This is a genomic window from Kitasatospora sp. NPDC029312 (assembly GCF_055569215.1).
Map to the genome: position 1 here is coordinate 13,984 of NZ_JBVHXY010000061.1, position 25,627 is coordinate 39,610.

The following is a 25,627-nucleotide window of genomic DNA, read 5'->3' on the forward strand; positions in this document are numbered from 1 at the left end:
CGCCGCGGACTCGCCGGCGTTCGCAGCCGCAACGCCAGTGGCTGCGCCGGCATCGCAGCGTTCGCAGCCGGGCGGCCGGTCGCGCAGCCGGGCGGCCGGTCTCGGCGGCCGGCGGCTGCGCCGGCCGTCGCAGTCGCAGCGTCCCGGCTTCGCGACCGGCCGCAGTCGCAGCCGCGGCGTGTAGAAAGGCTCGCCTTGCTGCACGAGAGCGGCAGGCGCCCGGGTGCACCAAGGTGCCCCTTGCTGCACCCGTGACCGGGCGGGCACTGCGGGGGTTGCACCGGTATGACCACGTCTTCGCTGTCCTGGCTGCCGATCCCCTCCCCGTTCGGCGCCGGATCCGTGTCCTTGCCCGGGGAGGAGCTGACCGAGGGGGAACTGACCGAGGGGGAGCGCGCCGTGCTGCAGGTGGCCGCGGCGGCGGGGGAGCGGGCGGCGGCCTGGGTACGGCAGCTGGCCCGCCGGCAGCCGGTCGAGGACCACGGCCGGGTACTGGCGCGCACCGCCGACGCGATCCAGCAGACCTGCACCCGCGAGATCATTCCCGGCAGCGAAGAAGAACTGGCGATGGAACTGCGCCACAGCCTGGACGGCGCTGTGCTGCTCGGCGCGCTCACCCTGGACACCGTTCCCGACCTCACCTCGGGGGAGCGGATCGCCCTGGCCGCCGTGACCGCCGTGACGCTCGCCATGCCGCTCACCGCACTGACCTGGTACGAGCGGGAGCTACCCCACCTCGCCCAGGTGATGGACGACGCGGTCGCCGCCGGCCGCGCCGCCGCACCCGGCCGGTGAACCGCAGCACCGCGCAGCGGCCCGGCCGAGCCCGCCGCGCGCTCGGGCCCGGCGCCGAACGCGTGCTGACCGACGCCGTCCGCGCGCCCCGCACGCCACCCCCGTGGTCGCCCGACGCCGTCGACAGCGCGCTGCGCGCGGTGCTGGAGGAGTTCGAGCAGCGGGCCGAGCCGTGGCGGGACGCATTCGAGGGGCTGGACGAGGATGCCCTCGCGGAGACCGCCGCCGAAGCGCGGGCGTTCGGGGCCGACCCGGCGGTCGCGGTCAACGAGCTGGTGCGCGGCCTGCTCGGGCAGCTCGACCAGTGGCAGCAGGCCATCGGCGACCTCGGCCGCCGGCTCACCGCGGCCGCGCAGGAGAGGCCGCTGCCCGCCTGGGCCGCCGACGCCGGCCGCACCAAGGACGTCTACTGGTGCCAGGCCCGCCAGGCGCTGCTCGAGGCGATCGCCCGTCACCACCACGGCCGCTTTCCCGTCCGCCCGCCGGATGGCCGGCCATGGTGATCACCACCGTCCGACACGCGGGAGAATGGGCCGATGACCAGCAGTCAGCTCCCCCGCGGCCTCAACACCCTCATCCCGCAGTCCCGGGTCACCACTCCCAGCGAGCGGGCCACCGCCCAGCTTCTCCACCTGCGCGAGGCCACCGTGCCGGTGCCGGTCCTCGCCGCGGCCGTCGAGCTGATCGCCCCGCAGCTGGACGACCCGGACCCGGCCACCCGCGAGGCCGCCGGTGCCGTCCACGCCCGCCTGCTCACCGCCATCGAGGACGCCGCACCCGGCCGGTAGCCAGCAGTCTGTCCTACCCCTGTCCCAGCTCGCGCGCAGGCACTTCTACCAGGCATAACGGGGTGGGACGGTCCCAGGACCGTCCCAGCAAAGCGCTCGAAACGGACACCTTGAGACGCCGGTAGGGCAGGGCTGGGACGGCCCGATTGCGGGTGCCAACGGCCGTGCTGACCGCCCGTTCAGTCGTGTCAGTCCTCCGGAAGAGTCACGACGATCTGGCCATCGTCGTTGACGCCGTGGATGGAAATACGGCTCTGGTCGAACTTCTCCCAGTCGCACCGCAGCCGGAAGACCTTGTGCGGAGGAATCGCGGTGACGTCCTCGGTGGCGGTGAAGTCTCCCTGGTTGAGCAGCAGCAGGACCGCCTGGCGGGCGTCGTGGGGATCACCGTCGATGACGCGGGCCAGGCGCTGCAGGCTGGTGGTGACCTCCTCGAGGCGCCGCCCTTCCGGTTCGAACAGGCCGATGATCTCGAACGAGTCGTCGGAGTAGATGAGGCTCATCCTCAGCTCGCGCTGCACCTGCTCCTCCTCGGCGCTCAGAGGCAGGACGTCGCTGGGGAACGGCAGGGGGTGGGCCGGGTGCAGGCGCAGTTGGCCGGAGCTGTCCGGGATCTCGTGGAGCACCTTGGCCGCGACGAGCAGGGTGATGACGTCGTCGATGGTCTCCAGCGGCGGCAGGTCGTAGTGCGCGGCGTAGCGGGTGGTTTCGGCGATCTGGTCGGGAAGGGCAGCCAGGTCGTCCTCGTCGAGGTCGTCGCCGGTGTCCCAACAGGAGTGCGTGAGGGCGCCGGCCGGGTTGGCCTTCGTGGCGACGAACGGTCCCAGCTCTTCGCGGGTGAAGGGCGCGCCCTCCATGACGGCGCCGATAAGCAGCATCATCGCCGCCATGGGGCGGATCCTGGACCAGCCTCCTCGCGCGGCCCGGCGAAAGTGCTCCTCCCGCATCTCGTCCGACCAGTCCATCAGCGAGGCCGTCTCGGCCATTGCTCCCCCAAGATCGTGGGTACGCCGTTTGACCGTAGGCTACGCCGCCGCTGGTCCTCTCCCGAACCGCCCGGGTCGGCGATCGGTCGAGGTCCTGGGCGTTCATCGGTGCGGCGTCACAGGACTGAAGCACGTGCCGCAGGCCGTCGGCAGCAGGAACGCCTCGCTCGACCACGCCGGGCGGGCGACGGATCTGCGGCGCGTCCTCCAGGACGACGGCCTGCCGCTCCGCACCCGGATCCCGGCAGCCCTCGTCCTGCTCTATGCCCAACCCGTCGCCCGGCTCGTCCGCCTCACCACGGACCACATCACCGACGACGGCTCCACCATCTTCATCGCCTGCGGCGACCCGCCGTCCCTGCTCCCCGAGCCCGTCGCCGACCTCATCCGGACACACCTCAAAGCCGCCGAACGACTACACCGGGCCAGCCCCCGGAGCGCCCACTGGCTGTTCCCCGGCCGCCAAGCCGGACAACCGATGAGCCCCGGCGCCCTCCGCGAACACCTCCAGGCAGCAGGCATCTCCCCCCGATCAGCCCGGGTAACAGCCCTTCGGCACTACCTCCAACACGCACCACCCCCGGTCGTCGCCAAGGCACTCGGCTACACCCAGGCCACCACCGCCTACGTCGCCACCGAGGTCGGCGCTCCCTGGAGCCGGTACGCACCCGGCGACCACTCGCGGTGACCACTCCGGCCCCCTGGGGCACGAAGAGGCGGAGGTCATTTGATTCTCTGCCAGGTGTCCTCGCCGATGATCTTCTCAACGATGCGCAGAAGCTTCGCTTTCAGCGCTCCGACGATACCTTTCGCGAAGCCCTTTAGCTCGACGTATGACTGATGTCTGAAGGTGATGTACGTGGCGGTAGAGAGCAGCCATGGAGCCACCACGAGAACATCTGCCGGCCGGATGTCCAGACCACGGGTGAGGATCAGAGCCAATGCGGCGGCTCCACTCACAGTGACAGTCACTTGCAGCGCGCGAGACCCGATCATCACCACCCAACACGCAGCAAGTCCGAGCAGCGTGCCAGCCGCGGTCGGTAGCGGTTCAAGCCGTCCACCCACCAACAGCACTCCGCTGGGCACCGACATGACCACCGCACCGAGGAAGGCGACGTTCCACGGCGTCAGGAGTGTTCTCAGATTCCGACTGTCCTCCAGAACCCGTTGCTCACCGCAGACCACGCCTGGTGCCGTGCCTGGAAGTTGCAATAGGGACAGGTGGTCCACGTGGGGCGACTTGAGGTACGAGAGGAGAAGTCGCACATGAGTCTTTCCCTGGAGCGCCCCCTGCGGGATGTACCAGCTGTCGTCGGACGTCGCGCGACAGAAGCTGGTTCCCTCGAGCAGCCAGGTCATCAGGACGAACATGCCGCCGAAACAGTAGAAGTAGAACGAAGCGAGAACGGAATACGGACTGTACGGCGGCTCCGATGCTGCGAAGGCCCCTACCAGGAAGCGAATGGCGTAGCCCACACCAACGATGAACCAGAGGGACAGTGCGGCTGCAGGATGTCCGTCTTCGCAACTGCGGAGGGCTTCGTACCCAATGGCGAATCCGAAGACCACCGCCATGAGAATCAGAACATTTACGGCGCGTCCCAGCGCAAGGCCGACCAGCAGGGCTGCCAGGAGTCGAAGCGCAGCGACGGTGAGGCTGGAGTACACGACGAACCGCGCGTGCTTGCGTGATTCGACCCGGGGAAGCCGCAGGCGACCAACGCTCAACGGATGGCTGCTGTCGTGCTGCAGACCGCGGATGTCGTTCCATTGGTACCGAGCCGAGTAGACGAGGAACTCGGCGACCAGCACGGCGAGAAACATGTTCTCCCAGTAGAAGTCGCGTCCCCGTCCCCAGGACGTGGTGACGAAGGCCAGTGGGATGAATAGCCACTTCACCCAGTCCTCGGGACGCGGCACCAGCAGATACGCAGCGAGACTCCGGCCGCCGTCTGCTTCCAGGGAAGTCCCCTGGAAGAGCCCGTAGTCCTGCTGGCGGGCAAAACGGCGGGCGATGCGGATGAACATTCTCCGCGCGCCGAGAGTGATGGAGGCGACTTCGAAAACCAGGAAACCGAAGGCGATGCCGTACACGATCAGCATGGAGAAGCGATAGCGCTCATCGAGCTTGAGAGCGATGTATACGGTCCCGCTCGCGAAGGCGAAGAACGTGATGAGCATGATCAGAATCGCGAGGACCCGGTACCCGCTCCTCCCTCTTCGCAAGGTCGTCAGTTCGGCCAACAGCCCCGCGTAGGAAGGCGACCGAATCTCGGCGACCGGTCCGAGCTCGGGCAGCGGCGTCATCGCGTACTGCCTGAGCTCATTCTCCAAGGCCCTCATGTAGTAACTGCGCAGGGCTGCGGAAGTGCCTAGAATCTGCATCAGGGCAAGTGCGGCGAGGGGGATAGAGGGAGCCGCAGCAAGCAGGGCCGATGGGGGCGTTTTACAATCCTTCGCCAGAGCCAGCTGGCAGGTGTCGCTCAGGAACGCGGCGAGCCCGGCCAGCAGTGCCACCGTGAGCGCCGCGACGGCGACCTGGATGTTGAAGAACGTCCGCTCGTCTTCGCGGGCCATGGCGTAGTCGAGCGCGAGGACGTCAAACCGCTTGCTGACTTCCATTGTTCCTGGGCTCCTTGCGGGCAACTCGTCACGGACACTCGGAAGGCGCCCGCCCGACATCATGAGATCGCATACGGATGGATCAGATGCCGTTTGACGGTCAGAGGGTCTCGTGACCACTCGTTTGGGTCCCGGACAACGCGCCGACGATCAGCAGCGGCCACCGTTGGCGCCACCACACCGGATCGCCTGTTCAGCGAGGAAGCCGGCCAGGTCCGCCGCGCTCGACTACGACGAGGAGCGGATCCAGGCCCCGGCGCCGATCTCTCGCCGAGATCCAGCCGGTGCTGCTGGAGTGGTCCGGCCGCTATGACCACCTACGGGAGGTCACCGCGAGGACATCATCGCGACCAGAGACGCCGCCGCTGGCAAGCAGCAGGAGAGCCAGGTCGTGGTCCTGCGGTCGCCGTTCCGCCACCGGCGGCGTCATCCAATGTCTTTCCCAGGCCGACATCGACCCTGACAACCGGCGCATCACCGTAGGCGGGCACGTCCGCCGCTCGGCAACCTGCCCCAGAGTGACAAGAGACCATGTCCATCCGGGAATACGCGACACCTCAACACGCGAGCTCACCAGTCAACCGCCGCAGGTCACAGACCTGCGGCGAGGCGGCCAGGGACGCTCAGATCTGCCGGTCCGGGTCGGAGAAGGTCAGGCCGCCGGGCGAGAGGCGGCGGCGGCCCGGGGTGGGTGCGGACACGGTCTCACTGGGCGGCTGGCGGAAGTCGGCGCCCTGCTCGACCGGCAGCCAGCGCATGCCAGACTGGGCGGGCAGGGGCGCGTCGGCGGCAGGGTCGGAGAAGGCGGGCAGCGAGAGGCTGCGACGGTCAGTCATGATCACCAGTCTCGCAGCCCAGACCAAGGTAGGCCAGACCGCTATCACCGGCCGGGTCCCGACACAGGCGGTTAGCCGACCGCGCGCAGCCGGGTGCGGCCTGCCTTGGGAGGGGCGGCCTGGTAGTCGGGGATGAGGATGGGGGGAACGCCTTCGCGGGCGGCGCGGGCCATAGCGGCCTGCATCTCGAGTTCGGAGCTGTAGCCGGCGATGGCGGGGTGGAGGCGGTAGCGGTAACCCTTGCGCAGGACGAGGCCGCGTTCGACGAGGAGGGTCATTCCGCGGCTGACGACTGAGGGGAGGATTCCGAGTTCCTCGGCGATGTCCTGCTGGGTCATCGGGACGACGCCGCCAGGGTTCTGCTGCTCGACCATGACGGACAGGACGTTCGTCGCAGTGGGGGTGAGTTCGAGGCGCCGCAGCATCCCGAACAGGTCGGTGACCATCAGCATGCTGTCGACTCCTTGTCCCCGGTCTTGGCGGATGCCAGCCCGATGATGTCAGGGAATCCGTTCTCCAGGGCGAGGGCCCGGAGTTCGGCTAGGAACGCCTGCTGCTCGTCCCCGTTGCCTTTGTACGCGATGAGCGGGTTGAGCTGCCACACCCCCCTGCCGACGCTGCGGATGTAGTTGCGGGCGGCGAGGTGCTTGAGGGCCGGGCTGACACTGGAGCGGCTGGTGCCGACCTCATCGGCGATCTCGCGCTGGATGGCATGGCAGACACCGCGCTCGGCTCGGCCGACGATGTTCGACAGCACCGCGCACTGGAGCTTGGTCATCTCCCCGGACATGAGGGCCTGGGGCAGGACGTAGCGGGCGAAGTAGCGGCTGAGGAGGGCGTAACCGTCAGCGCCGAGGACCTCGTGGGGTGCGCGACGGTAGAAGCGGGTGCGGGCCTCGTAGATCCCGTCGGGAAGATGTCCGGCGTAGCCGCGAACGATCTCGGCGGCGAGGTCCCGCTGGTGCTGGGGACCGGCGGGCTGAAGTCTGGGCTGGCGGGTGCGCTGGGGTGCCTGCCTGCGGGTGCTGTCGCGCTCTGCCTGTGCCAAGACCGTGATCCTTTGCTCGTGTCGACAGCACGCTACACGTTCTTCGCAGCACTGCGAAGGATGCTGCGCTCGGGTGCGAAACACGTGTCGTGGCGGCGATCGGGGGAGCCGTAGGCCGGATCGCGCGGCCAGGTCGGATGATCATGCGAGCGCCCCGGTGGTGTCGCGTCTCGTCGACCCAATGTTTCGCAAGGTTGCGAAACATTGGGTCCAAATGTCGGCGTTCAGTGACCCAACAGCCCGCGTAATGTCGGCGTAGCTATACCTTTGTTTTTCCAAGTTTGCAGGTCAGGGGCATGATCACCCGGATTCCCTCTTACATAAAAAGGGCTCACCGCTGCCTACCGAAGGTCTCCTCCGATGAGCTGCTGCCCGCTCCCTGCCGCTCCTGGTTCCGTGCCAGGCGATCCGTTCGGGTCACACAGCGGTGACGGCCAGCCCTCCCGAAGTCGGCAGGTGGCGACATGGGAAGGGATACGTGCGGGCACTGTTTCGGCTGGCCCACGAACCGGTGGTGGCAGCAGGAGGAACTCCGTGCAGGACGGATCCGCAGCAAGGTTCCTCTGGGCATGGGCACCGACCGCCTGCTCGATGGCAACTGCCCAGGTCACGCCGTCTTCGGCGTGACCGGTGCGGCGGCGGGCCGACGGCGGGGCCGGCCACGGCCCTGACGGCGGATCCGGCGGCGCAGGGCAGGCGGCAGAATGGCGGGTCCAGCGCCGCCGGGCGCTGGCCACGGGTGCGGGGGCGGAGCACGCCGCGCCTGGCCCGGCCCGGATCCGGCGGACCGCGATGGTGGCCCGGTTGCCGCCCGTACCCGGTGGCCCGGGAGAACAGGCGGCGCCCGGGCCCGGGATGGGGAAAAGCGAAGTGGAGGGCGCGGCAGCTGGTGGAGGCCGGGTCCCGGCCGGTCAGGGCTCGATGTGGACGGTGCCGTAGAGGTCGCCGTTCTCGTCGCGCTGGTGCCGCGCTCGCCCAGGCCGCGAAGCCGGACGTGTTGTCCTTCGCGGCGGCCAAGGGGGAAGCGGACCTGGTGCTCCTGAACGCGCTTGAGCGCGCGGCTCGATCGTAGCGAGCGGTGGAGCTGATCGGCTTCTGTCCGCCGGGCGATGCCGCTACGACGGATCCGCCCCATTCTGACCGGGCACCGTGATCAGCGGATCTCGTCGACCGCTGGCGACCAGCGCATCCCAGGACACACCACTGCCCTCACCCGCTGGCGCCTGAGCTCTGGAACGCCCCTGCGCGTAAACCATGACCCGGGATTTGAGTTATAGCCCGGAAGTGGTAGAACTTGACCGGCATTAAGAATGCGATCAATCCAGCTCTCCACCTGAGGAACGATGATCCGCCTACGGCTCGGCCCCCGCCGGTACGTCCCGACCCCTGATCGAGAGCACCCTTACCTGCGCGAGCGCCGGCTCACGGGCTGGGACCCCACGATGAGCGAGGCCGAGACCGCGGCCGCGGCGTCCGGGTGGTGGCGGGTGGGCCCCCGGGCCGACCGCGAGCGCTACGCCGTGGTCGTCTGCGACCAGCGGGTCCGCATGGTGCTGGCCATCGACACGTGGATCACCGACGAGAGCGACGGCCGCAGGGCGTTCACCAGCCGGATCCTTCGCAGCGGGGATCCCGTCCACGACCGCTACATCGGAGGGCCTGACCCGGTCCCCACCGACAGCCGCAATCCCGTCGCCTACTTCGACGACGAGGCCGATCTGCGGGACTGCGCCTGCGGCTGCGGGACCCGGGTGCGCGGCAGCTGGGCGCCCGGCCACGACCTGGCGGCCGTCCACCGCATCGTCGACGCCCACTTCGGCGGCTCCATCCTGGCCTTCACCACGTGGTGCGCCGAGCAGGGCCGCCCCATCCCAGCCCCGGTTCCCCAGGCCGAGGGCGCCGGCCAAGGCGGCAACGCGTGAACGGCCGCGCCTTAGCCGACGGCCCGTTCCTGCTGCCCGAGGCAGAGATCCACGAGGTGCTCGCCAGCCGGATCCTGCCCGCGTGCACCCAGGAAGCCGTCGCGCAGGAGCACCCGGTGGCGGTGCTGGTCGCCGGGCAGCCCGGCGCAGGCAAGACCCTGCTCGCCGACCTGGTCCAGGCGTCCCTGGCACGCCGGGGCGGCGCTGTGCGTATCGGCCGCGACCTCTACAAGCAGGCACACCGGCTCTACGCCGCTCTGCTCGCCGAAGACGTGCGAACCGCGGGTGCCAGGGTGCGCGCGGAGACACGGTTCTGGCAGGCCGCCGTCGAGCAGTATGTGCGCGAGCGGCGCCTGGACGCGGTTGTGGAGAGCGCGCTGGCCGACCCGCAGGAATTCCGCGCCGTGTCGGCGGCCTACCGCGCGGCCCGCTACCGGCTCGAGGTCACGGTGCTTGCTGTCCCCGAGGCGCTGAGCCAGCTCGGCATCCTGGACCGCTACCTGCGGCAGGCGCCCGGCCCGGGCCGGGTCGTCGCATGGGACAACCACGACACCTGTGCCGCGGGGATGCTCGACACCCTCGCCGTCATCGAGGCCGAGCGGCTGGCCGACCGGGTCACCGTGGTGCGCCGGCCCGCCGAAGTCCTGTACGCCAACGAGCTGGCCGGCGGGGTGTGGCTGCGCCCGCCCGCGGCCGCGGCTACGGTCCGGGACGAGCGGTCGCGGCCGTGGAGCGCGCCGGAGACGCTGCGCTTCCGCGGTGGCCTGGCCGGCAGCGCGCGGCGTCTGTACGACGGACGCCTGACGCAGGACCACCGCCTGGCGGTCGAGCGGGACGTGGAGCGCGCGGCCGCGCTGGCCGAGCCGGTACGACGCGTCGCCCAGGCCCTCACCAAGGCGCCCGGCGTCGACTACCACCGGCTCTCGGCCGCCGAACACCGGATGATCTACGAGGAGCTGATCGCCCCCGGTCTCCGTGCTCTCCCCCAGGAGTCGCCGGTCGCGGTGTACGTGGTAGGCCAGGCCGGCGCGAACAAGCTCGAGGTCTCCCGCCTGGTGCGGCGCGCGATGCGCCCGGGCACCGCCCGCCTGGTCGGCGACGACTTCAAGTCCGCCCACCCCGACTACCGGACGCTGCTGGAGCAGGACCCGCGCGGCGCCGACGACGCGGTCCGCGCGGACTGCGCGCACTGGCTTTCCCGGGCGGCGGACGACGTGCGCCAGCAGCGAGGCGACGTCGTCATCCAGACCGTCCCCGCCAACGCTTCCGTCCTGCTGCACGAAGCCGAGGCATTCCACCAGTCCGGCTACCGGGTCGAGTTCGTGGTCCTGGCCGTGCGGGAGTCCGACAGCCTCCAGGGCACGGCTCTGCGCTACGCCCGGGCCCTGGAGATCGACATCCCGGTCTCCTTCCCCACCGCCGCCCGGCACGACGTGGGCTACACCGCCACGGGCGAGGTGGCCGCTGCCGCAGACGGGCACCCCGCCGTCGCCGCGGTGCGGGTCGTGAACCGCGACGGCCGGCTCCTCGGCGAGGGGGCCGGCGCATCCGCAGCGCTGGCCGCCGAACGGACGCGCCCGTACACCGTGGCAGAAGCGGCCCGGTTCGTCGCGCTGCAGCGGGCGCTGCGCCGGGCGCTGCCGCGTCACCGCGCCGAGCTCGACGCCGTCTCGGCGATCGCCTGGCCGCTGCTGCCGGAAGGGATGAGGGCACCTCAGGTCGCCCGGCCACAGCCGGGTGCGCTGCCCGCGGTGCGGGCGGCCGGTCAGCCCTTCAGCTCGCGCAGCAGGGCGACGTAGGCGGCGGTGATCTCGGCGGCTTCCTGCGGATCCGCGTCCTGCGCGCGTGCCAGGTCCACCCGCGCACGGCGGTGGATCGCCCGGACGTCCTCCAGCTGTGCCGGATTGGGGACCGGTCGGCGGCTCTGGGCCACAAGCTCCTCGCTGCACCAGGTCACGACGGCGCTTACCGCGTCCACGGCCTGCTGGACCTCCCCGCCGTACTCAGCCAGCGCGAAGGCGTCGGCGTCGGCATGGTCCTCAGGACGAGGGTCGGACACGGCAAACCGCCTCTGGGCTGGAACGATGCTGGCGGCCCCAGTCTCACACGACATGGCCCGCCGCCAGAACGCCGGAGCGCAACCGGTTCAAGGCGCCCTGGAAAAGCACCGCACAATCCCCCGCCGACCGACCGGAGGGCGGCCCCGGCCCGGGCCCTCCTGACCGTCACCGCCCACAACGCGTAGGTTGATACCAGGTCAGATCGCGGGAGGGGAGACGACAGGTGGCGGATCTGCGGGCGCTGTTCAGCTCGAACGACCGGCTGCGGGTGGACGAGGCGTTCGTCAATCGGGGCGGCCAGTGGGAGACGGTGTCGGTGGCGCTCACCGAGCACCTCGCCCACATCACCGGCCCCGGCTTCAGCGTCCAGGACCTGGAGGCGCCTCGCCGCAACGTCCTCGTCTTCCACGGCGTCGGCGGAATCGGCAAGAGCACGTTCTCCCGACAGCTGGAGGCCGCGCTCGAAGACTCCGCGCAGCGGCCGGCGCAGTGGGAAGACCTGGCCTGGCCGGCCACCCCGCGCCTCCTACCCGTCAGGATCGACCTGTCCCGCTCCGCCGGAACCGACTTCGAACAGATCGTCCTCACCCTGCGCCTCGCGCTCGCCCGGCACGTCGGCCGCGGCCTTCCGGCCTTTGACCTGGCCCTGCGCCGCTACTGGGACTCCGTTCACCCCGGCGAGCCGCTGGAGGAGTACCTGCGCCGGCGGGGACTGGCCGCCCGCTTCGGCGAAGCCCTGCCCGGCCAGATCAAGAACGCCGTAGGCGAGGCCGCCCAGCAGCTGGCCCTGCCGGGACTCGTCGGCTCCGCCGCCGGCCAGGTCGCCGCCGCCCTGGTGACAGCGCTGCGCGAGCGACGCGAAACAGCCCGCGCCCTGGCCGGCTGCGCCCGCCTGGCGGACCTGCTGGCCGCCTCTCCCGATCTGGAGACGCTCTCCTACTTCCCCCACCTGCTCGCCTTCGAGATCGACCGGCTGCCCGCCAAGCACGCCGTCGTGCCCATCGTCCTGATCGACGGCTTCGAAAGCGTCGGCGACCGCACCCACCGCGACTTCGAGCGCCTCATCCAGCACGTCGTGTGGACCGTGCCCAACGCACTGTTCGTGATCACCAGCCGCTCCCGCCTGCAATGGGCCGACCCCGCCCTGCAGGGCCAGCTCGACTACACCGGCCCCGCCGCCTGGCCCGGACTCGCCGCCGACCCGCACCCGCTCGTGCCCGCCGCCCGCACCGCCGCCCCCTGCGGCACGGCCGGCATCGGGCGTCAGCTCCTGATTGGCGACTTCAGCCCGCAGGACCGCCAGGACTACCTCGCCCGCCGCCTCACCGCCCCCGACGGCCGGCCCCTCATCCCCGAGGACATCCGCGCCGTTATCGCCGAACGGTCCCACGGCCTGCCGCTCTACCTCGACCTCGCCGTGCTCCGCTACCTGGAGATCCGCCGCACCCGCACGCCCGAACCGGCCGACTTCGAGGCCGACTTCCCGGTCCTGGTCGCCCGCACGCTGCAGGACCTGACCCCGGACGAGCGCCACGTGCTGCGGGCCACCGCCCTCCTCGACGCCTTCGACGTCCCCCTGGCGACCCGGGCCGCCGGCATGAGCCACGACGCGCCCGCCCTGCGCCTCATCGAGCGCCCCCTCGTCATCGAGGACCGGGCGGCGATCTGGCCGTACCACCTGCACGCCCTGGTCCGCTCGACCCTGCGCGGCGCCGACCGCACCGACGACCGCTGGTCCGAGCAGGACTGGCAGCGCGCCGCCGACCGTGCGCTCGCCGGCCTCGGCGAACAGCACGCCACCCGCCCCGACGACCGGGCGCTGCTGATCGGCTGCCTGCGCCAGGGCCTGCGTCTTGCCCGTGATCATCGCCTTGGCCTCGGCTGGCTCGCTGACGGCGCCTGGGACTACGTCGCCGACGAGGTCTGGGAACCGCTCGCCCCTCCCGCCGACGACCGACAGCACCAGGACGCCACCCAGCTGGGCACCCCGGCCGACGCCCTGGTGGAGACGCTCTCCGCGCTCGCCTCCCGCCAGCGCGAGCACCGTGCCCGCACCGCCGACCGGCTCACCCGCGTCCTCGACAGCCGCCTGCTGCCCGCCGACCTCACCGACCTGGCGCTCTACTACCGGGCCAAAGCCCACCGCGACCTCGGCCGCACCAGCGCCTCCCGCGAAGGCATGCAGCAGGTCGCCGCCGGCACCACCCGACTCGCCCCCGCAGCCCGCCGCGGGCTCGCCCACCTCGCCCGCGTCAGCGGCGACTTCCCCACCGCCCTCGCCACCGCCCAGCAGCTCGGCTGGGCCGGACGTCAGCACCGCGTAACCGGAGACGTGTGGTGGCCCCACGCCGACACCGACCGCGCCATCGCCGCCTACCGAGCCGCCGTCACCGACGCCGAACAGCACGACACCGCCAGCGAGCGCGCCACCGCCCAGGCCCAGCTCGCATTCACCACCGCCCTCGCCCACCCCGAGCACGCCACCGCCGAGATCGACCGCGCCAAGCAGTACCTCGACGGCCTTCCCCTCACCGCCACCCGCCTCACCGTCCACATCGCCACCATGCTCAGCGACGCCGGCCACCCCGACACCACCAACCGCGCCCACGCCCTCGACGCCGAGATCACCACCGCCGGCATCACCTACCAGCACGCCACCCTCGCCCTCGCCCTCGCCTTCCACCACGCCGTCCAGGACGACCAAGCCGCCCTCACCACCGTCATCGCCCGCCTGCGCGACCTCACCGAGGGCGGCGACCACGCCTACTACGCCGACATCGCCCACTTCATGGCCGGCCGAGCGCTGGCCGCCCCGTCCAGCACCCAGTGGCTCGACGCCGAAGAGACGGTCCGCGCCAGGTGGCGGGCCCTGGTCACGACCCGGCAGACCGTGATCGCACAACCGTAGAAGGGCTGGCTCGGCCGCCGGGTCCGGCGGCCAGGGCCGCTTCAGTCGTTGTCTACCGGCAAGCTGATGCGGTGAAGGCCACGTACATGCAGTGGCGCGCCGGTTTGGTGACCTGTCGTCGGGGACGGCAGGCTGTCGCCCATGCGTCTGTCTTCCCGGTCCCTGCAGCGGGCTGCGGCCAGCGCCAGCGCGGTGCTGCTGGCGGGCTCGCTGCTCGGCGCCTGCTCGAAGTCCGCCGGTCACGGCCACAGCACTGAAGCGAAGCCCGTTCCGGCTACTGCCCCGGCCGGCCCGGGGTCGTGGCCGGGGCCTCAGCCATCGGCGCTCTCCACAGCGCGGACCGAGCTCGCGGCGCTGACGGTCGCCCAGGCCCGTCCCATGACCGGATACTCCCGAGACCGCTTCCCGCACTGGGCCCCGCAAGGGCAGTCCTGCGACACCCGCGAGACCGTACTCAAACGCGACGGCCAGTCAGTGGTCGCCGATACCCAGTGCAAGCCCACCTCCGGCAGCTGGGTAAGCCCCTACGACGGCCTGACGTTCACCGACGCCAACAAACTCGACATCGACCACGTCGTCCCCCTCGCGGCGGCCTGGCGCGCCAACTAGGCGGAGTTGCGTCTGCCGCATCAACTCCGCACGGGGCGGGCACGGCTTTGACCTGGCCCGACAGGGCTCGGGCTGTCCTTCGTTCAGGTGATGGCGGGGTGTTTGGCCTGGCCTGATGGAGATCTGACGCCACGATGTTGCATCAGGTGCAACCGTAGGAGTGGCCTTGCGGACTGTCGATGTGCCGGGTGCGTTCCGGCTGGTCGTGCCGGGGAATGTGCGGGCTCTGGACCCCGCCCCGGCGATGTTCGACGCGATACTGCGCGGGTGGGAGCAGCAGCAGCGGAGCCGGCTGCTGGCGAAGAAGACGATCGATGACCGGCTGAGCCTGGTGCGGCGGTTCGCACTGTTCACCGCGACATACCCGTGGGATTGGACGCCGGAGGACGTCGAGGCGTACTTCTCCCACCAGCTCTCGCTCGATCCGCCGTTGGCGCACTCGACGGTTCGCGGGCAGCAGGGTGACCTGCAGATGTTCTGCGCCTTCGTCAGCGACGGCCGCTACGGCTGGGCTGCGGCGTGCGAGGAGGCGTTCGGGCAGGTCCCGGTGCAGGTGTGCCACGACTGGAACACCGCCGACCACGTCGCCGAGTTCGAGGGCCGGCCCGGTCGGCGGGCGCTGACCTACGACGAGTTGCAGACGCTCTTCGACGCCGCCGACGACGTGGTCGAGGTCAAGCGCAGGCGCCGCCGCAAGGGGCTGCTGGCCGCCTGGCGGGACGCGGTGATGATCAAGCAGGTCTACGCCTACGGTACTCGGCGGCGCGAGACGTCGATGCTGGACCTGCCGGACCTGCGGCACAACCCGCGGGCGAAGCAGTACGGGCGCTTCGGCGCGCTGGAGGTGCGGTTCGGCAAGGCATCCCGGGGCAGTCCGCCCAAGCGGCGCACGGTGCTGACCGTGCCGGAGGTCGACTGGATCGTCCCGGTACTTGCCGAGTGGGTAGACGAGGTCCGCGGCGGCTTCTGCCCGGGCGGGCATCCGGCGCTGTGGGTGACGGAGCGGTGCGGGCGGCTCGGGGTACGGCGCCTGGACGAGGTCTTCGCGGCGATCCGCGAGCACGCCGGGCTGCCGGCTGAGCTGGAGCTGCACTGCCTTCGGCACACCTACATCACGCACCTGATCGAGTTTGGGTACCCGGAGCGGTTCGTCCAGCAGCAGGTCGGCCACGCCTACGCGTCGACCACGGCGTTGTACACGTGGGTGTCGGACGAGTACCGCAACCGGTTGTTGGAGGCGTCGATGGCCAGGCGCCTGGAGCGGATGAGCGGAAAGGGGACGGGAGCACGGTGTTGAAGCGGATGGGGTTCGAGTGGAACCTGCGGCGGCTGATGGCCGGCCAGGACATGTACCAGACCACGGACCTGGTGCCGAAGCTGGCCGAGTACGGCGTCCACCTCTCCCGCGAGCAGGTGTACCGGCTGGTCACCCAGTCGCCGCAGCGGCTGTCGATGGAGGTCCTCGCCGCGCTGTGCGGGATCCTCGACTGCTCTCCGGCGGACCTGATCGAGGTGAAGGAGGTCCGGCGGCAGGTCGCGAGGCCGACCGCCACGGGCGAGACCGCTTCGGGCGTTGTTCCCCCGGTGCGGCGGGTGCGGGTGCAACGGCCTGAGGGCCTGTGAGCGCCCGCGGGCCCGCCTGCGGAGTGGGTGGAACTCGCGGGCCGGATCACCGCGTTCCTGCCCGCCCTGGCCGCTGAGAAAGCGGAGCGGATCGTCGCCGAGCTGACCCCCTCCGCCCGCGGCCGCGCCCGGGCGCACTTCGCGAAGCACCCCGACGCGCTGGTCAGCGGTGCGTCGGACGCGCCGCGCTCGGTCCAGGCCCTGATCACAACGCTCGCCGACCTCGGCATCCCCGGGGTCCGGAAGCCGGCCTGCCTGCGCTGCGGGCGCCTCCGGCCCCTGCGGCAGGTGGTACCCGGCGGCCGGGTCTGCCGGGGCTGCGAAGGCACCCTCGCCCAACGCGGCAACGTCGGCTCATGCGCGGTGTGCGGCGAGACCCGGCCCCGGCCCTCCCACCAGACATGCGCCCGCTGCCGCCGCCTACAGATCGCCGGCACCAGGTCCTGTTCCGGCTGCGGCAAGCCCGCCCCGATGGACCCCTGCGGCACGTGCCGCCCCAGACCGTCCGCACCGTGCACGCTCTGCGGCACCAACGCCCCGGTGTGTGTCCGCTGGCCGGTCGGTCCGGTCTGCAAGCCCTGCTATCGCGAAGCCCGCCGCAATCCCGCAACCTGTCCCGGGTGCGAGCGGCCGCGGGTCATGATCGCCCGTCACAAGGGGGTACGCGTGTGCGGCCCCTGTGCTGGCCACGACGACCCGTACGCCTGCCCTCGCTGCAGCAACCCCCGCTCGTACATCGTTCGCGGCCTGTGCGACCGGTGTGCGCTAGGCGATCGCCTCGCCGAGCTCTTCGACGACGCCTCCGCCGGTCCCGAGAACCAGTACACCCGGATGCGAACGGCGCTGGCCGAGTGCGACCAGCCCGCAACCGCGCTCAACTGGCTTCGCGGCTCCCACTCCGCCGTGCTCCTGGCCAGCACCGTCGCCGACGGGCGACCGGTGACCCACGAAGACCTGGACGCTCTGGCCTCGGCCGAAGACCGGGCCGGTGCGCGGGTAGTTGACTATCTGCGCGGCGTCCTGCTCGCTCACCGGGCCCTGCCCGACCGCGACGAGCTCCCCATCCGGGTCGAACGCCACCTGACCCGTGTCACCACCCGACAGCCCGAACACGCCCTGCTGCTACGGGCCTACGTCCGCTGGTCGCTGCTGCCCCGCGCCCGCCGCCGCAGCCACCGCGCCTACGCCTTCGAGAACCGGCTGCGCTGGGCCCAGACCAGGATCAACACCGCCGCCGACTTCCTGACCACAATGGGCGCGGCCGGGATGGACCTGGCCGAAGTCACCCAGCACGAGGTCGACCAGTGGCTGGCGCAGGGGCGCAGCACCCGCTATGACGTCCGCGACTTCGTGCTTTGGGCCGCACGGCGCGGACACTGCCGCGACCTCGACGTCCCCGTCCGGCCCCGGCCCGACCCCGTCGCCCTGGACGAGGACTCCCACTGGGAAGTCCTCCACCAATGCCTGACCGACACCGGCCTGCCGCTGGATGTTCGGACTGCGGGCGCGCTCCTCCTGCTCTTCGGGCTGGAGCTCACCCGCATTGCCGCCCTGCCCGCCACCGCCGTCGCGGAACGGGACGGAGAGACCGTCCTCCTCCTGGACCGTGTTCCCCTGCACTTGCCCGCGCCCCTCACTCGGCTCTTGACCGAGTTCGCCGCCCAGTCACCGGCTTCGGGATGGGCGTTGAACTACCCGAGCCGGTGGCTCTTCCTCACCAACGAGCCTGGGCGCCACATCACCGGTGCCGCGCTGGCCCGCCGCCTCGCTGCCTACGACATCCCCGCCCGCCGAGGCCGGGCCACCGCTCTGCTCCAACTCGCCCAAGACATGCCCCCCGCTGTCCTCGCCCCCATACTCGGCCTCCACATCGGCACCCTCGTGAAATGGCGCGCCCGTGCCGCCACCGACTGGACCGCCTACCTCGAGGCCCGAGCCGCAGCCCGTACACCGTAGACAGAAGGTCCCGAAGCCGCTCGTCCTCTCCGGCTCCGCATCGACCCGGAACACGCCATGGCGACCAGCGAGGAATGCTCAACACTTGCCCACAGCCGTACCCGGTCGGCCCGCCCTGCGGCTCGGCGGCCGGCCACCTCAGAAGGGGGACTGCGGCGTGTCGGGCAACCCCGGGCCGCGGCGAGGAGCTGAGGAGTGCCGCTGCAGAAGTGCTCGGTCCTTTGGGTGCTTCCGCAGCCGTGCGAGGGGGCGTGCTCGGTCAGTGCCGATCACACGGCCGTGGCCGGGATGGCGGGTTCGGCCTTGCGGCCCGTCCACTCCCGCGCGTAGACGAATAGGCCCGGTAGATCGTCGGTGGCGCCCAGGTTGGCGGCGGCCGGGAAGGGTTGCGGCCGCCGCCGGTTCTTCGGGGGTACTTTCCGGCCATCGAGGGCGGCCTGTTCGTGGTCGTTTCTTCGTCGTCTCTGTGATGCGTTTAGGCGCCTGGTTTCACATCTGCACCACGTCTTCGCCTTCTGTTTGTACACGTGCGCCTCACACTAGTTCATCTTTCCGGCGAGCCGTTTCCGGTCTCTTGCGTTTCAGCCGGGGAGGGGTTTGCATGGATTTCCCCGGTCGACAGGGCTAAGCCGGGCCGAGAATGCGGGGGCTGGCTTGTCGCCATAAGTGTGCGTGAGCGTCGGTGGGGCGAATTATTTTCATACTAATCAGCCGTCCATGATGGGCTCATTCTTCGCGTTGTTTTATGCGCGCGGCTATGCAGACTTGAATTACCAGTCCGCTTCGTTCGGGAAGTGAGGGAAAGTCTATGGGCGTCAAGCAGATCGCCAAGCTGAAGCTGAAGGTGGAATCCAAGCGGGTGCTGCCGGGAGCGCAGCAGTACGAGGCGTCCGCGGCGGGTGAGGGGCGTGTCGCCGGGATCCCGGTGTTCGCCATCTTCACGCACACCTCGGAGGTGCTGCCGGATGGTTCGGAGGTCGCCACGGGCAACGGGCTCCTGCGGACGAAGGAGGGGTGCGACGTCGCCTTCCTGGAGGGGATCGCCGGTTTCCACTGCGAGCGGGGCGAGAGGCCGGGTGCCGTCCAGCACTGGAAGGGCGCGGTGGTGATCAAGAGCCAGTCGCCGAAGTTCGCGGAGCTGAACGGGAGGGCGCTGTGGCTCGAGGCCCGTATCGAGCTCGACGGCTCCTCGAGGCACCGGTGGTTCGCGCTGGACCTGACCGACGAGCACCGCGACGACGATGACGAGGACGACGACTTCTAGTCCTCGCCGCCGGCGTTTCGGGGGCAGCCGGTGAGTCCCGGCCCGCGGGTGGGCTTCCGCGGGCCGGGGCGCGGCGGGGGGCCGTGTTCCGTGGCCGGCTCGGTCGGGATTGTCCGTGGTGGCCCTCGGCCGCGGCGGACGGTTGCGCGGTGTCGGCGGATGGTCCTTCGTGTCCATGAGGCGCGTCCGGTGCGGTGCGGTCGGTCATGCCCCGGGGTCGCCGGCGGGTCTGTGGGTGCGGGGGTGCGGCGCCGTCCCTGGGCGCCTGGCGGCGTCCGGGTGCGGCGCCCTGGCGCTGTGCTGTGGCCTGCCGGGTGCGGTCGCCGTCGATCCGGTTCTGGCGGGGCGGGGACCGTTCGTGGTGGGGCGCCTGGTGGCGTCGTGCTCGGTGATGTGGATCCGGCTGGTGAGCCGCCTGCTGTTGGAGGAGGGGCGGACGTCGCGGTCGCGGCGTGCAGGGCCGCGAAGCCGATATTGACGCTTTCCGAGGGGTTTCCCCGTGCCCACCGTCCCGGGTGGTGATCGGGTCGGCGGATGACGGGTGCATCGGGTGGATTCGATGGTCATGCCGCCGCCGGCGCGGGTGAATCCGCCGGGTGATGGAGGCTCCTCGCCGGGTGGTGTCGGGCTGTCCGGTGCCGTGGCCGGTGATTTTTTCTGCGTGTGCATCCGTCCGTGGGCTGGAGGGGTTTCGTGAATGTGGTCGCGCTGGGGACCGTGGACACGGAACGCGGCCGGCTGGGCATGCTTCGCCTCCTGATTCTTCTTTGCCGTCTTCCGTTTTCCGGGTCTGGTTGAACTGGGCGCTGTCGATGGGGCGCGGGACCCTCAACGGGGGCGCGCCGTTTTCTCTCTGTGCGCCCCGGCGCGTATCCGGGGAATTTCCCCTTTGGGACGAGAGGTGGTGGTTGTGGTGTCGGTTTCCTCCGATGGCCCGGTCGCGGTGGTGGGGGCGGCGTGCCGTTTCCCGGGCGGGGTGGATTCGCTGGCGGCGCTGTGGCGGTTGCTGGAGCAGGGGCGGGATGTGGTGGGTGAGGTTCCGCCCGAGCGGTGGACGCGCGCCGATCTGGCGGAGCTGCCGGAGAAGACGGCGGCGCGGATCGCGCACGGGGGGTTCCTGGACGGGGACGTGTACGAGTTCGATCCGGCTTTCTTCGGCATGAACGAGCGTGAGGCGCTGTTCTCCGATCCGCAGCACCGGTTGTTGTGGGAGGTGGTGTGGGAGGCGCTGGAGCACGCCGGGGTGCCGCCGCGGGGGCTGGCCGGCAGGCGGCTGGGGCAGTACTACGGCTGCTGGTCCAAGGAGTACCTGCTGCGTGTCCAGCGCGGGGTGGCCGACACGGACCCCTATGTCGTCTTCACCGCTGTCGACAGTGCGATGGCGGGCCGGGTGGGGTTCTTGCTGGACGCGCGCGGGCCGGGCATGCCGGTCGAGGGGGCGTGTGCGTCGTCGCTGATGGCCGTGCACGCCGCCTGCCAGGGCCTGCGGGCGGGGGAGACGGACGTGGCGCTGGCGGGCGGTGTGAACCTGGTCCTGTCCGCGCAGGGGTCGATGCCCTTCGCGTTGCTGGAGGCGGGGTCGCCGACGGGGCGGTGCCGGCCGTTCGACGCCGCCGCAGACGGTTTCGTGCGCGCTGACGGTTGTGCAGTGGTAGTGCTCAAACGGCTTGCAGACGCGGTGGAGGGCGGGGACCGGGTGCTGGCGGTGCTGCGCGGGTCGGCGGTGAACGTCAACGGCCGCGGCGCGCGGCTGACCGCCACGAACGAGGTCGCGCAGGTGGAGGTGTACCGGGCGGCGCTGGAGCAGGCCCAGGTCGATCCGGCGGATGTGGGGATGGTGGAGGCGCACGGCACGGGCACCCAGGTGGGGGATCCGGTGGAGTTCTCCTCGCTGGCCCAGGTGTACGGGCGGGGGCGGGGGCGGTGTGCGCTGGGGTCAGTGAAGTCCAACATCGGCCACTGCGAGAGCGCCGCGGGGATGGCCGGGCTGTTGAAGGCGATCGCCGCGCTGCGGCACGGGGCGGTGCCGGCCACGCTGCACTTCGAGCGGTGGAACCCGCAGATCGATCCGGCCGGATCCCGGTTGTTCGTGCCCACCGCCATGACCGCGTGGCCGGTTCGGGGCGGGGCGCGGCTGGCGGCGGTGTCCGGCTTCGGCCTCACCGGCAGCAACGGGCATCTGATCGTGGAGGCCCCGGGACGCCACGTTCCGCGTCCCACCCGCCGCCGCGCGCCCGCGACCGCCGTGGCGGCGGAGCGTGACGATGTGCCGCGGGTGTTCGTGCTGTCCGGCGCCGCGCTGGGCGCGGTGCGGGCCGGCGCGGGGCGCCTGGCGGACTGGCTTGAGGGGGAGGGCGCCGGGGCGGCGTTGGGCGACGTGGCGCACACGCTGGCGGTGCGCCGCTCGCACGCCGACTACCGGGCGGCCGTGGTCGCGGGCCACCGTGTGGAGCTGGTGGAGCGGCTGCGGGCCCTGCACCGGGGTGAGGACCGGGAGGAGGTGGTGCACGGGGCGGTGGTGCCGGGCGGGACCGGGCGGGGGCCGGTGTGGGTGTTCGGCGGGCATGGTTCGCAGTGGGCCGGGATGTGCCGGGGGCTGCTGGGCACTGATGCGGTGTTCACCGCGGTCATCGACGAGCTGGAGCCGCTCATCCGGGCGGAGTCCGGGTTCTCGGTGCGCGCCGTCCTGCGGGCGCCGGAGGAGGCGGTGCGGATCGACCACGTCCAGCCGGCGTTGTTCGCCGTCCAGCTGGGGCTGGCCGCGATGTGGCGCTCGTGGGGGGTGGAACCTGAGGCGGTCATCGGCCAGTCCATGGGCGAGATCACCGCGGCCGTGGTCGCGGGGGCGTTGAGCGTTGAGGACGGGGTGCGGGTGATGTGCCGGCGCTCGCGTCTGATCCAGACCGCCGCGGGCAGGGGTCTGATGGCCTCCGTCGCCCTGGGGTGCGAGGAGGTCGAGCGGCTCCTGACCGAGGAAGGGCTGTTGGATGTGTCGGTGGCGTCGATCACCGCCCCGCGGCTGACCGTGGTCGGCGGCGGCGCCGACACGGTCCGCGCCCTGATCGAGCGCTGGCAGGCTCGGCAGATCCCGGTGCGCCTGATGAAGGTGGATGTGGCCGGGCACACCGCGCACATGGACCCGCTGCGGGAGTCTCTCGCCGAGGCGCTGGCCGGTATCCGTCCGGCCCCCGCCCGCCTGCCGCACTACACCACCGTCCTTCAGGACCCCCGCGAGCCGGCGGCCTTCGACGGCGCCTACTGGTTCGCCAACCAGCGCGAACCGATCCGGCTGATGTCCGCCGTCGGCGCGGCCTACGAGGACGGGTACCGGCTGTTCGTCGAACTGGACCCGCACCCGCTGCTCACCGGCGCCATCCACGCCAGCGCGGGCGGGCCGGTGGGCGCCGTCGCCTCGTTGCTGCGCGGGCGCCCCGAGCGGCGCTCGTTCCTGGCCCAGTTGGGCGCCTTGCATGTGGCGGGCGGGGTGGTGGACTTCGGCCGGCAGTACGGGGACGGGCAGCTGGTGGATGTGCCGCCCACCACCTGGGAGCGCCGGCACCTCGCCGTCGATGCGCCCACCCGCGCTGGCGATGCGGTGGCCGGGCATCCGCTGCTGGGCGTCCACATCACCGACCCGCACAGCGAGGGCCGGCACCTGTGGCAGGGAACCATCGATCCGGGCCGGCTGCCGTGGCTTGCCGACCACACCTTCCACGGCGCCCCCGTGCTGCCGGGCGCCGCGTGTGCGGAGATGTGCGTGCGGGCCGCCGCCGACTTGTTCGCCACCTCACCGGGGCAGGTGGTGGTGTCCGATCTGCGATTCCACGCCGCCCTGGCGGTGGCCGGCCCGGTGCAGGTGGCCGCCGAGGCCACCACGACGGGCCCCGGCCGGGCCGACTGGGCCCTGTTCAGCGGGAACGCGGCCGACGGACGGACCCGCCACGCCACGGCCCGCCTGCAGCAGGCCACCACCGCCGACCCCGACGGCGCACCGGATGCCGGGGGCGAGGAGCGGGTGGACCTTCCGGCCCTGCTCGCGGCACACGAGCTCCCCCTGGACACCGGCGACTTCTACGCCTTCTTCGGCAGCGTGCTGGGGGCCCCGCACGGGCCGGCGTTTCGCGCCCTGCGCGCCCTGCACGCCAGCGGCCGTGGCCTGGGGCCGGTGAGCGTGCTGGCGCGGTTCGAACTGCCCGATGAGGCCAGGGCCGGCTCCCAGTCGCTGACCTGCCACCCGGTGGTGGTGGACACCGCCGCCCAGGCCGCTGGCGCGGCGTGGCGGCGGGCCGCCGAGGTCGCCGGCGGCGCCGTCGTCCTCAACGGGATCGGCGAGCTGCGCCTGCACGGGGAGCTGCCGGCGGCGGGCTGGCATCACGTGGTCGTGGAGGAGGCCGGCCCCCGCACCGTGCGCGCGAGCGTGCGGGTCCTGTCCGACGACGGAACGGTGGCGGCCGTCCTCGAAAACGTCGACTTGGCGAGCGTGCCGACGCACAGCCCGCAGGAGCTGTTCCAGTCCCGGCTGCTGGACGTGCGCTGGAGCCAAACCGAACTCCCCCACCCCGGCCTGAGCGCCGATGAGGCGGTCAGCGACGTCCTGCTGTTCAGCGCCCACTGCCCGCACCCGGCGGCCGGCGAACTCCTCGACGCCCTGGCCGGTGCCGGATGCCGCGCCACCGCCCACCCGCTGCCCCCCACCGCGAGCCAGACCCAGGCGGCGCTGGAGCAGGCCCTGAAAACGGCCGGCGGGCCCCGCACGGCGGTGGTGTTCCTGCCCTCCCCCGGCCAAGCCGCGGACGGGGAACGGGTGGTGGCGCTCGCGCAGGACAACACCACCCGGCTGCTGCACCTGGCCCGCGCCCTGGCCGGCCTGGACACCGGCGGCCGGGTGCGGCTGTGGGCCCTGACCCGCCACGGCGAAACCGTGCACGACAGCGACGTGCCCGACCTGGCCCAGGCCGGGCTGCGCGGCGCCCTGCGCACCCTCGGCTACGAACACCCCGCCCTGGCGCCGACCCTGCTCGACACCGACGACCACACCACACCCACGCAGACCGCAAGGGAGTTGCTGGTCTGCCCGGACAGCCACGACCACCTCGCCTACCGCGGCGGCCGGCGCTTCACCGCCGCGCTGACCCCACGGCCCCTGACCCCCGTAGAGCGGCGCCGCCGCACCGTCGACCACGCCCACGACCGCACCGACCTGACGGTTGGGGCCGTCGGCGACCTGGACTCCCTCGAACTGCTCGCCGCGCCGCGCAACCCCCCGGGCCCCGGGCAGGTCGAGATCCGCGTCCACGCCACCAGCGTCAACTTCCTCAACGTCCTGGCCGCCGCGGGCGTCTACCAGAAGTTCCGCCTGGAGGACCAGGACGCGTTGAGGACCGCCTTCGACTGCGCCGGGCAGGTCAGCGCCGTCGGGGACGGCGTCACCCACCTGCGCCCCGGCGACCGGGTCACCGCCCTGGTGACCGAATTGTCCCTCTCCTCCTCCTCCTCCTCCTCCTCCTCCTCCTCCTCCTTCGTGTGTGCGGATGCCGACTGGCGGGTGATGCCGGTGCCCGACGGCATGAGCCTTCAGGACGCGGCCGCCCTGCCCGGCGCCTACCTCACCGCCTGGCACGGCCTGCGGACCCTGGCCGGGCTGCGCGCGGGGGAGCGGGTGCTGATCCACAGCGCCAGCGGCGGCACGGGGCTGGCGGCCGTCAACATCGCCCGGCTGTGCGGCGCGGAGGTGTTCGCCACCGCCGGAACCGGCGCCAAACGCGCCTGGCTGCGTGAGCTGGGCATCGAGCACGTCCTGGACTCGCGCACCCTCGCCTTCGCCGACCACATCCGCCGGGCCACCGACGGCCGCGGAGTCGACGTGGTCCTGAACTCGCTGACCGGGCCCGGCCAGGCCGCGAGCCTTAACCTGTTGGCGCCCGGCGGCAGGTTCATCGAGATTGGCAAGAAGGACATCTTCGCCGGCACCCGGATCAGCCTGCTGCCGCTGGCCCGCAACGCCTCCTTCCACACCGTCGACCTCGCCCGCCCCGACAGCCCCCCCTGGGCCGAGACCGGGGCACAGCTCACCCAGGCACTCGGGCAGGGCCTGATCCCGGCCCTGCCGGTGACCACCTACCCGGTGACCGAGGCCGCGGCGGCCTTCCGCACCATGGCCCAGGCCCGCCACATGGGCAAACTCGTCCTGACCTGGCCCACCACCGG

General features: G+C 71.6%; 19 protein-coding genes. 13 read left to right on the plus strand and 6 right to left on the minus strand.

Annotated elements, in window-relative coordinates; genetic code table 11:
- Nucleotides 1-285 precede the first annotated feature (285 nt).
- Genes ACZ4WV_RS32770 through ACZ4WV_RS32780 form a run of 3 tightly spaced genes read left to right on the plus strand, consistent with a single transcriptional unit; the run spans nucleotide 286 to nucleotide 1,583 of the window.
- Nucleotides 286-795: a hypothetical protein gene (locus tag ACZ4WV_RS32770; protein ID WP_465752286.1), complete on the plus strand. Its 510-nt coding sequence runs from the start codon at nucleotides 286-288 to the stop codon at nucleotides 793-795.
- The gene (locus ACZ4WV_RS32775) at nucleotides 792-1,298 is read left to right on the plus strand and encodes a hypothetical protein (protein ID WP_465752287.1); all 507 of its coding nucleotides are present in this window, start codon (nucleotides 792-794) and stop codon (nucleotides 1,296-1,298) included. The genes ACZ4WV_RS32770 and ACZ4WV_RS32775 overlap by 4 nt, the downstream gene beginning before the upstream one ends.
- A 33-nt stretch (nucleotides 1,299-1,331) precedes the next feature.
- Nucleotides 1,332-1,583: a hypothetical protein gene (locus ACZ4WV_RS32780; protein ID WP_465752288.1), complete on the plus strand. Its 252-nt coding sequence runs from the start codon at nucleotides 1,332-1,334 to the stop codon at nucleotides 1,581-1,583.
- 188 nt (nucleotides 1,584-1,771) lie between these two features.
- Here the strand turns inward: ACZ4WV_RS32780 and ACZ4WV_RS32785 are convergent, their stop codons facing one another.
- Entirely contained in the window at nucleotides 1,772-2,569 is a 798-nt protein-coding gene (locus ACZ4WV_RS32785; RefSeq protein ID WP_465752289.1) for a DUF6042 family protein, read from the minus strand.
- 133 nt (nucleotides 2,570-2,702) lie between these two features.
- Here ACZ4WV_RS32785 and ACZ4WV_RS32790 point away from each other — a divergent pair, with 133 nt between their 5' ends.
- Nucleotides 2,703-3,257: a site-specific integrase gene (locus ACZ4WV_RS32790; RefSeq protein WP_465752290.1), complete on the plus strand. Its 555-nt coding sequence runs from the start codon at nucleotides 2,703-2,705 to the stop codon at nucleotides 3,255-3,257.
- Nucleotides 3,258-3,292: 35 nt separating this feature from the next.
- On the opposite strand, the gene ACZ4WV_RS32795 is transcribed toward ACZ4WV_RS32790, so the two are convergent.
- From ACZ4WV_RS32795 to ACZ4WV_RS32810, 4 genes are all read right to left on the minus strand, one after another.
- Nucleotides 3,293-5,194, minus strand: a complete 1,902-nt coding sequence (locus tag ACZ4WV_RS32795) for a hypothetical protein (protein ID WP_465752291.1) — start codon at nucleotides 5,192-5,194, stop codon at nucleotides 3,293-3,295.
- 623 nt (nucleotides 5,195-5,817) lie between these two features.
- Nucleotides 5,818-6,030, minus strand: a complete 213-nt coding sequence (locus tag ACZ4WV_RS32800; protein ID WP_465752292.1) for a hypothetical protein — start codon at nucleotides 6,028-6,030, stop codon at nucleotides 5,818-5,820.
- A gap of 71 nt (nucleotides 6,031-6,101) precedes the next feature.
- Complete coding sequence (locus tag ACZ4WV_RS32805) at nucleotides 6,102-6,482, minus strand: helix-turn-helix domain-containing protein (protein ID WP_465752293.1); 381 nt, start codon at nucleotides 6,480-6,482, stop codon at nucleotides 6,102-6,104.
- Nucleotides 6,476-7,078 (minus strand): replication/maintenance protein RepL, encoded by a 603-nt coding sequence (locus tag ACZ4WV_RS32810; protein ID WP_465752295.1) that lies wholly within the window; start codon nucleotides 7,076-7,078, stop codon nucleotides 6,476-6,478. The genes ACZ4WV_RS32805 and ACZ4WV_RS32810 overlap by 7 nt, the downstream gene beginning before the upstream one ends.
- A gap of 1,442 nt (nucleotides 7,079-8,520) precedes the next feature.
- Between ACZ4WV_RS32810 and ACZ4WV_RS32815 the strand changes: the two genes are divergently transcribed.
- Both ACZ4WV_RS32815 and ACZ4WV_RS32820 read left to right on the plus strand, forming a co-directional pair.
- The gene (locus ACZ4WV_RS32815; RefSeq protein ID WP_465752297.1) at nucleotides 8,521-9,000 is read left to right on the plus strand and encodes a hypothetical protein; all 480 of its coding nucleotides are present in this window, start codon (nucleotides 8,521-8,523) and stop codon (nucleotides 8,998-9,000) included.
- Nucleotides 8,997-10,799: a zeta toxin family protein gene (locus ACZ4WV_RS32820; RefSeq protein ID WP_465752299.1), complete on the plus strand. Its 1,803-nt coding sequence runs from the start codon at nucleotides 8,997-8,999 to the stop codon at nucleotides 10,797-10,799. The genes ACZ4WV_RS32815 and ACZ4WV_RS32820 overlap by 4 nt, the downstream gene beginning before the upstream one ends.
- Here ACZ4WV_RS32820 and ACZ4WV_RS32825 read toward each other — a convergent pair.
- A complete protein-coding gene (locus ACZ4WV_RS32825) occupies nucleotides 10,766-11,059 on the minus strand; it encodes a hypothetical protein (RefSeq protein WP_465752301.1) in 294 nt (97 codons plus the stop codon). The genes ACZ4WV_RS32820 and ACZ4WV_RS32825 overlap by 34 nt on opposite strands.
- A gap of 224 nt (nucleotides 11,060-11,283) precedes the next feature.
- On the opposite strand from ACZ4WV_RS32825, the gene ACZ4WV_RS32830 reads away from it, so the two are divergent.
- The 7 genes from ACZ4WV_RS32830 to ACZ4WV_RS32860 form a co-directional block, all read left to right on the plus strand.
- Nucleotides 11,284-13,968: an ATP/GTP-binding protein gene (locus ACZ4WV_RS32830; RefSeq protein WP_465752303.1), complete on the plus strand. Its 2,685-nt coding sequence runs from the start codon at nucleotides 11,284-11,286 to the stop codon at nucleotides 13,966-13,968.
- Between the two features lie 141 nt (nucleotides 13,969-14,109).
- The gene (locus ACZ4WV_RS32835) at nucleotides 14,110-14,577 is read left to right on the plus strand and encodes a hypothetical protein (RefSeq protein WP_465752304.1); all 468 of its coding nucleotides are present in this window, start codon (nucleotides 14,110-14,112) and stop codon (nucleotides 14,575-14,577) included.
- Between the two features lie 166 nt (nucleotides 14,578-14,743).
- Nucleotides 14,744-15,874: a tyrosine-type recombinase/integrase gene (locus ACZ4WV_RS32840; RefSeq protein ID WP_465752306.1), complete on the plus strand. Its 1,131-nt coding sequence runs from the start codon at nucleotides 14,744-14,746 to the stop codon at nucleotides 15,872-15,874.
- Nucleotides 15,868-16,200, plus strand: a complete 333-nt coding sequence (locus tag ACZ4WV_RS32845) for a helix-turn-helix domain-containing protein (protein ID WP_465752308.1) — start codon at nucleotides 15,868-15,870, stop codon at nucleotides 16,198-16,200. The genes ACZ4WV_RS32840 and ACZ4WV_RS32845 overlap by 7 nt, the downstream gene beginning before the upstream one ends.
- Before the next feature lie 27 nt (nucleotides 16,201-16,227).
- Nucleotides 16,228-18,156, plus strand: a complete 1,929-nt coding sequence (locus ACZ4WV_RS32850) for a hypothetical protein (RefSeq protein ID WP_465752310.1) — start codon at nucleotides 16,228-16,230, stop codon at nucleotides 18,154-18,156.
- A gap of 808 nt (nucleotides 18,157-18,964) precedes the next feature.
- A complete protein-coding gene (locus ACZ4WV_RS32855) occupies nucleotides 18,965-19,420 on the plus strand; it encodes a hypothetical protein (protein ID WP_465752312.1) in 456 nt (151 codons plus the stop codon).
- Between the two features lie 913 nt (nucleotides 19,421-20,333).
- Nucleotides 20,334-25,627: acyltransferase domain-containing protein (locus ACZ4WV_RS32860; RefSeq protein ID WP_465752314.1), on the plus strand; the 5,294-nt coding region annotated here is incomplete at its 3' end.

What these genes read in the sequence shown, in the direction of transcription:
- ACZ4WV_RS32805 (WP_465752293.1), bottom strand. Translation starts at nt 6,482, where the DNA reads ATGCTGATGGTCACCGACCTGTTCGGGATGCTGCGGCGCCTCGAACTC.
- ACZ4WV_RS32770 (WP_465752286.1), top strand. Translation starts at nt 286, where the DNA reads ATGACCACGTCTTCGCTGTCCTGGCTGCCGATCCCCTCCCCGTTCGGC.
- ACZ4WV_RS32785 (WP_465752289.1), bottom strand. Translation starts at nt 2,569, where the DNA reads ATGGCCGAGACGGCCTCGCTGATGGACTGGTCGGACGAGATGCGGGAG.
- ACZ4WV_RS32855 (WP_465752312.1), top strand. Translation starts at nt 18,965, where the DNA reads ATGGGCGTCAAGCAGATCGCCAAGCTGAAGCTGAAGGTGGAATCCAAG.
- ACZ4WV_RS32800 (WP_465752292.1), bottom strand. Translation starts at nt 6,030, where the DNA reads ATGACTGACCGTCGCAGCCTCTCGCTGCCCGCCTTCTCCGACCCTGCC.
- ACZ4WV_RS32795 (WP_465752291.1), bottom strand. Translation starts at nt 5,194, where the DNA reads ATGGAAGTCAGCAAGCGGTTTGACGTCCTCGCGCTCGACTACGCCATG.
- ACZ4WV_RS32835 (WP_465752304.1), top strand. Translation starts at nt 14,110, where the DNA reads ATGCGTCTGTCTTCCCGGTCCCTGCAGCGGGCTGCGGCCAGCGCCAGC.
- ACZ4WV_RS32780 (WP_465752288.1), top strand. Translation starts at nt 1,332, where the DNA reads ATGACCAGCAGTCAGCTCCCCCGCGGCCTCAACACCCTCATCCCGCAG.
- ACZ4WV_RS32815 (WP_465752297.1), top strand. Translation starts at nt 8,521, where the DNA reads ATGAGCGAGGCCGAGACCGCGGCCGCGGCGTCCGGGTGGTGGCGGGTG.